This window comes from Komagataeibacter kakiaceti JCM 25156, from assembly GCF_000613305.1.
This window is the reverse complement of the sequence record NZ_BAIO01000124.1, coordinates 1-5,934: the sequence shown is the minus strand read 5'-3', so window position 1 is coordinate 5,934 and position 5,934 is coordinate 1. Positions and strand designations below refer to the sequence as shown.

General features: G+C 66.7%; 8 protein-coding genes and 2 pseudogenes. All 10 read right to left on the bottom strand.

Annotation, left to right across the window (positions count from 1 at the left end; all coding sequences use genetic code 11):
* Positions 1 to 335, bottom strand: a 335-nt coding sequence (locus JCM25156_RS30955; protein ID WP_242402558.1) for an AIR synthase-related protein, incomplete at its 3' end; no start/stop codon positions are given.
* Entirely contained in the window at positions 332 to 877 is a 546-nt protein-coding gene (locus tag JCM25156_RS30950) for an AIR synthase related protein (RefSeq protein WP_242402557.1), read from the bottom strand. The genes JCM25156_RS30955 and JCM25156_RS30950, both read right to left, overlap by 4 nt.
* Complete coding sequence (gene hypD / locus JCM25156_RS08530) at positions 874 to 1,995, bottom strand: hydrogenase formation protein HypD (RefSeq protein ID WP_025812770.1); 1,122 nt, start codon at positions 1,993 to 1,995, stop codon at positions 874 to 876. Before hypD ends, JCM25156_RS30950 begins: the two co-directional genes overlap by 4 nt.
* 10 nt (positions 1,996 to 2,005) lie before the next feature.
* On the bottom strand, positions 2,006 to 2,281 hold the full coding sequence (locus tag JCM25156_RS08525) for a HypC/HybG/HupF family hydrogenase formation chaperone (protein WP_221228925.1): 276 nt from the start codon (positions 2,279 to 2,281) through the stop codon (positions 2,006 to 2,008).
* Positions 2,282 to 2,300: 19 nt separating this feature from the next.
* Entirely contained in the window at positions 2,301 to 2,456 is a 156-nt protein-coding gene (locus JCM25156_RS30945) for a helix-turn-helix domain-containing protein (RefSeq protein WP_457851818.1), read from the bottom strand.
* Positions 2,457 to 2,555: 99 nt separating this feature from the next.
* A pseudogene (locus JCM25156_RS30940) lies at positions 2,556 to 3,781 on the bottom strand (sigma-54-dependent transcriptional regulator); the annotation flags it as partial.
* Positions 3,778 to 4,689: a hydrogenase nickel incorporation protein HypB gene (hypB, locus tag JCM25156_RS22810; protein WP_242402556.1), complete on the bottom strand. Its 912-nt coding sequence runs from the start codon at positions 4,687 to 4,689 to the stop codon at positions 3,778 to 3,780. The gene hypB and the pseudogene JCM25156_RS30940, both read right to left, overlap by 4 nt.
* Positions 4,689 to 5,030: a hydrogenase maturation nickel metallochaperone HypA gene (gene hypA / locus JCM25156_RS08510; protein ID WP_025812768.1), complete on the bottom strand. Its 342-nt coding sequence runs from the start codon at positions 5,028 to 5,030 to the stop codon at positions 4,689 to 4,691. Before hypA ends, hypB begins: the two co-directional genes overlap by 1 nt.
* 50 nt (positions 5,031 to 5,080) lie before the next feature.
* Entirely contained in the window at positions 5,081 to 5,368 is a 288-nt protein-coding gene (locus JCM25156_RS08505) for a hypothetical protein (protein ID WP_025812767.1), read from the bottom strand.
* A gap of 26 nt (positions 5,369 to 5,394) precedes the next feature.
* Positions 5,395 to 5,934, bottom strand: a pseudogene (locus tag JCM25156_RS29400) (hypothetical protein); the annotation flags it as partial.

Genomic DNA, 5,934 nt, shown 5'->3' with positions numbered 1-5,934 from the left:
GGCACGACGGCCACCAGCTTGCCCTCGTTGGCCAGATAGAGCGGGTCCAGCCCCAGCAGTTCGCACAGACCGGCGACTTCGGGCCGGATAGGCAGGCGATCTTCCTCGATCCGCACGGTCACGCCGCTGGCTTCCGCCAGTTCGGTCAATACGCCCGCCACGCCGCCACGCGTCGCGTCACGCATGGCCCGCACATCCGGCACCGCGTCCATAAGCGCCTGCGTCAGGCCATTCAGCGCCGCGCAGTCACTCTCGACCGCCGTGTCCAGCGCCAGATCCCCACGCGCGCACAAAATGGCCGCGCCATGATCGCCCAGTGTTCCATTTACGATCACGACATCACCGGCCCTGCCCCCCGCGATGCTGATGTCACACCCCGCGCGCAGCTTCCGATGCCGGTGGTGGTAATGAACAGGCCGTCACACGCCCCACGGGGCACGACCTTGGTATCCCCCGTAACGATCCGCACACCGGCATGGCGGGCGCAGGCTGCCATGGACGCCACGATGCGCCGCAGGGTGGCCAGTTCCAGTCCTTCCGCCAGGATGAAGGCGGCGGAAAGGGCAACCGGCCGCGCGCCGCCTACCGCAAGGTCATTGATCGTGCCGCATACGGCCAGCGTGCCAATATCGCCGCCCGGAAACTCCAGCGGTTCCACCACGAAGGCATCGGTCGTGAACGCCAGCCTGTCCCCCCCGGCAGCGAACCGGGCCAGCGGGAAACGGGCCTGATCCTCCAGCGCCACGGCGGGGTCATGACCGAACGCCTGAAGAAACACATCATCGATCAGCGCCCGCATGGCGGTGCCGCCGCCGCCATGGGCCAGGGTGATGTGACCGCCCTGCCCTATGCCCGTGATCCTGCCTGCCGCGTTCATGCCGCACTCCCCATGCCTTCATATTCATAACAGGCCGCGCACGCCCCTTCCGATGAGACCATCAGCGCGCCAAGCGGCTGGTCCGGTGTACAGGTCGTGCCAAACGCCGCGCAGTCGCGCGGGCGGATGCGGCCGGTCAGCACATCGCCACAGCGGCTGGCCCCGGGGTCCGCCACATGCCTGGGCACCAGCCCGAAACGGTGTTCGGCATCGAAATCCCGCCATTGCGCGCGCAGCCGCAGGCCGGAATCGGCTATCGCGCCCAGACCGCGCCATTCACATTCGGGCCGGGTTTCGTACACTTTCGCCATGGCGGCCATGGCGGCGGCGTTGCCATCCGGTGGCACCACGCGGGCGTACTGGTTTTCCACCCGCGCCTTCCCCGCCTCGATCTGGCGCAGGACCATGAGGAGGGATTGCAGGATGTCCAGCGGCTCGAAACCGGCGACCACCACGGGCCGGTGAAAACTGTCGGCAATAAAATCATATGGATGCGTGCCGATGACCATCGAGACATGACCCGGCCCGATAAATCCATCCACATTGAAACCGGGCTGTGACAGTAGGGCGCGCAGGGTCGGGACAATGGTGATGTGCTGGCACAGCATCGAGAAATTGCCGATCCCCTCCGCCGCCGCCCGCAGGACCGTCAGCGCGGTGGACGGGGCCGTGGTCTCGAACCCCAGCGCGAAGAACACCACCTGCCGTTCCGGGTTGGCCCGGGCGAGGGCCAGCGCATCGAGCGGGGAATAGACCATGCGCACATCCGCCCCGGCGGCGCGCGCCTGAATCAGCGTGCCCTGCGCGCCGGGCACGCGCATGGCGTCGCCAAACGTGGTGAAGATCACACCGGGCTGGCGGGCAATGGTGATCGCATCGTCAATGCGCCCCATGGGCAGCACGCAGACGGGGCAGCCCGGACCATGCGCGAACTCGATATTGTCCGGCATGCGGGTTTCAAGCGCGTAGCGAAAGATCGTATGGGTATGCCCGCCGCAGACTTCCATAACGGTTACCGGTGTCGCGCGCGTGCGGGCAATGCGGGCGGCGCTACGGTCAATGGCCTCAAAAAGCCGACGGGCCAGCGCCGGATCGCGGAATTCATCGACAAATCTCATGCCACGCGCCTCATGCGGCCCCGACGCCACGCAGGGCGGCCAGTTCACCATCCAGTTCGCCAATCGCCCCCAGCAGGCGCAGCGTCTCGTGGGCTTCGGCCTCATCTATCCGGCTCATGGCGAACCCCACATGCACCAGCACCCACTGCCCCACGAGCGTGGAAAGCGGCTCCCCCTCGCGCGCCACGCACACAACGTCCACCACCCGGCGCACGCCGGAAATATCGACCTCCGCCGTCATGCCCGCTTCGTTGAGGATGGCCGTTACCCGGCCCGGAATTCCCAAGCACATATCCGGCTTGCTCCTACTGTATCGTCTGTTTTTCGGCATCTGGCACAATGCCGTACCGATCCAGCTTCGCGCGCAGCCCCACGCGCGACAGCCCGAGTTCGCGCGCCGTACGGCTCTTGTTCCAGCCGCAGCGCACGATCGTTTCCATGAGAATGCGGGCCTCCAGCATATCCATGCGCTGCTGGAGCGGCCCGGTGGCGGGTATGTCATCCGCGCCATCCACGGCGGGGCATGAGACATCCGGCCCACCGCCCGCCGGGTTCCTTACGGCGGGGGAAAGCAGTTCCGGCCCGAGGATTTCATGCTCCGCCAGCACGAGCATGCGCAGGACCTCGTTCTGCAGTTCACGCACGTTTCCCGGCCAGCTGTACTGCATGAGCGCGGCCGTCGTCTCGGCCGCGAAGCCCCGCACATGCCGCCCATGGCGCAGGCAGGCGTCATCCAGCAGGTGATTGGCCAGCACGCGCACATCACCGGGGCGCTCACGCAGCGGCGGAATGGTCAGCACCATGGCGGCCAGCCGGAAATACAGATCCTCCCGGAACCGGCCGGCGCGGACTTCCGCCTTCAGGTCACGATGGGTCGCGGCCAGCACGCGCACGTCCGCGCGGCGGGTTTCATTGGCGCCCAGCGCGCGGAATTCGCCTTCCTGCAGGAAGCGCAGCAGCTTGACCTGAAAGGCGGGTGAAATATCACCGATTTCATCAAGCAGGAGCGTGCCCCATCCGCTTCCTCCACCAGGCCGCGGCGGTTGGCGTACGCCCCGGTGAACGCGCCCTTCTTGTGGCCGAACAGTTCGGATTCCAGCAGTTCATCAGGGATCGCGCCGCAGTTCACCGCCACGAACGGGCCATCCGCCCTGTGGCCCGCATAATGCATGGCGCGCGCCATAAGCTCCTTGCCGGTACCGGTTTCCCCCTGGATCAGGACGGGGATGTCGAAAACCGAGACCTTCGCGGCCTGCCGGCATGTCTCGTTCAGCACGCTTTCCGGCGTGCGGATGATCGAATTGAAATGATAGCTGTCCTGCACGCGCCCGCGCTGGCGCAGCAGCCTGCCCTCGGCCACCGGGGGGGCCAGCTTCAGTTCCAGCGACAGCCGTTCATACTCACGCTGCATGGCGAAAAGCTGGGTGGCGTTGCGCGCGGCCAGCAGCAACTGGTCGGGGTGCCAGGGCTTGGTGATGTACTGATAGATCCCGGCGGCGTTGATCGCCTCGATCATATCTTCCGGGTCGGTATATCCCGTCACGATGATCCGCACGATATCGGGCCAGCGGCCGCGCACCGTGGTCAGGAACTCCACCCCGGTCGTGCCGGGCATGCGCTGGTCACAGAAAACCGCCTGTATCCAGTGGTTCTCCAGCGCCTCCGTCGCCGCCGCGGGGCCTGACGCCACATGCACGTCAAATTCCTCACGCAGCACACGGGCCATGACCTCGACCGAGCGCGGTTCGTCATCGACAACAAGAACGGACGGAAGGGTTACGCTCACAGCCTACTCCGCCGCGCGCAATGCGGCGGCATGCGCTTCCGCCGCCGCCGCGAGGTCCGCAAGCAGGGTGCTGCGCCGGGTGCGCAGCCAGTCGATCCACGCTCCATGCCCGCGCCGGAGCGGGTGGAAACATGCAGTATCCGCGCCGTGGGGGCGACGCGCGCCACATTGGCTTCCAGCAGGGCGATATCAACATCCAGATGCGGCAAGAGATCGGTCTTGGTCAGGACCACCAGATCGGCATTCTGGAAAATATCAGGATATTTGAGTGGCTTGTCCTCCCCTTCCGTCACGGACAAAAGGGTCACGCGCAGGTGTTCCCCCAGGTCGAAAGCGGCGGGGCAGACCAGATTTCCCACATTTTCAATAAACAACAGGCTCCCCGCCACCAGCGGCAGATGCGCCATGGCATGGCCGACCATGTGCGCATCCAGATGGCAGCCCTTGCCGGTATTGACCTGTATGGCGGGCGCGCCGGTGGCGCGGATGCGCTCGGCGTCATTGCTGGTCTGCTGGTCGCCCTCGATCACGGCGGCCTGAACCTGCTGGCCCAGACGCCGCAAGGTTTCCACCAGCAGGGTGGTCTTGCCCGCGCCCGGCCCCGCCAGCATGTTGAGCGCCAGCACGCCCGCCTGTTTCAGCCGCGCCCTGTTCGTGGCCGCGAACCCGTCGTTCTTTGACAGGATGCCACGCTCGATCTCGACCATGCGGGCCTGTGACAGGCCGGGCGCATGCGCGCGGGCCGGCCCCGCGCCGTAATCCAGCACGTCGCCATCATGGGCATGGTCGTGATGGTGGCCGTGGCCATCCGCCGCCGCGTGGGCATGACCATGGTCGTTCGCATGATCGTGCGGGTGCCCCGTATCGATTTTGGAGTCATCGCCACTACAGCCGCATACCGTGCACATCAGATTACCTCCAGATCCATGATCCTGATTTCCGTCCCGCCTGTTGGCTGGAGCCGCATGCCGCCGCAATGCGGGCATGGGTCCAGGCGCTCGGGCAGGTCCACATTCGTCCCGCAGTCAAAGCACCATGCCCGGCCCGGGGCCTCGTGCAGTTCCAGCGCCGCCCCTTCCACCACGGTGCCACGCGCCACGACATCGAACCCGAAGCGGAGCGCCGCGATCTCGACCCCCGCGAAACGGCCGATTTCAACGCGGACACGCCGCACGCGGGAAAAATTTTCCCGCCGCCCCGCGTCCTCGATCACGTCGATCAGGCTTTCACACAGCGACATTTCATGCATGGTGGCCTAGCCTTCCCTGACCGTAACGGGCACGCACGGATTGACGCAGCTTAACATAAGGCGCGCAAGCCATGGACGACGGCGCTCGACCGGCAGGCCGCCGCGATCCGGGGCAGCAGGCCCCCCGGCGCCACATGCCAGAATGTGGGGGAAAGGATGGAATATGCGGCCACTCGCCCCTGCCGCACAACAGCCCGGTGCGCCACGACACCCCGCGCGGCGCGGGCCGTCCCGATACCGGGCAGGTTCATGGACAGCCGGGCCGCACGGGCAAACAGCGCCCGTGGGACGGGATGCAGGCAATCCACCAGATCGAGCACCCGCGCCATCAGCCGCACGAAAAGCGAGACCCCTTCCGCCCCGATCAGGCGCGGATGAGGGGACGTGCCTCATGATCGGGTAAAATCCCCATATCACGGGGCGCGGGTGGCGCGTCATGCGCGGCACTGAACGCCGCCCCGATATCCGCCGGTCCGGGCGGCGGGAGCGCCACACGCCCCCACCCGGCGCGCAACCTGTCACGCAGGCAGGCCAGAACCGGGACGAGGACGGGAGCCTGCCCACCCCGCGCGGTTTCCAGCCAGTGTTCCAGCGCGGGCAGATCGAAAGCGGCGATGTCCTCCACCGTTCCGGTCAGTTCCCGCCGCAGCGCGGCGCAGGTTGCCCGATCATAGACCTTCGTGCCCACCAGACGGGCAAGCAGGTCACGCGCCGGTGGCAGATCCAGCCAGCGCGGCCATTCCAGCAGAAGGGCAAGGGCGTGATCGCGTAGAATTTCAAGCCGCATCGCCTCATACGGGTCCGTCCCGGCTTCAGGCAGGCCCAGCGCGCGGGTGGCGGCAACGCCATGCGCCATGCCGCACAGGCTGAACAGGCCCGACACGCGCGCCACGGCTTCACGCGG

Bases quoted from the DNA above. Each gene is read 5' to 3' on its own strand.
- hypA (WP_025812768.1), bottom strand. From the start codon at position 5,030: ATGCATGAAATGTCGCTGTGTGAAAGCCTGATCGACGTGATCGAGGAC.
- hypD (WP_025812770.1), bottom strand. From the start codon at position 1,995: ATGAGATTTGTCGATGAATTCCGCGATCCGGCGCTGGCCCGTCGGCTT.
- JCM25156_RS30950 (WP_242402557.1), bottom strand. From the start codon at position 877: ATGAACGCGGCAGGCAGGATCACGGGCATAGGGCAGGGCGGTCACATC.
- hypB (WP_242402556.1), bottom strand. From the start codon at position 4,689: ATGTGCACGGTATGCGGCTGTAGTGGCGATGACTCCAAAATCGATACG.
- JCM25156_RS30945 (WP_457851818.1), bottom strand. From the start codon at position 2,456: ATGCTGGAGGCCCGCATTCTCATGGAAACGATCGTGCGCTGCGGCTGG.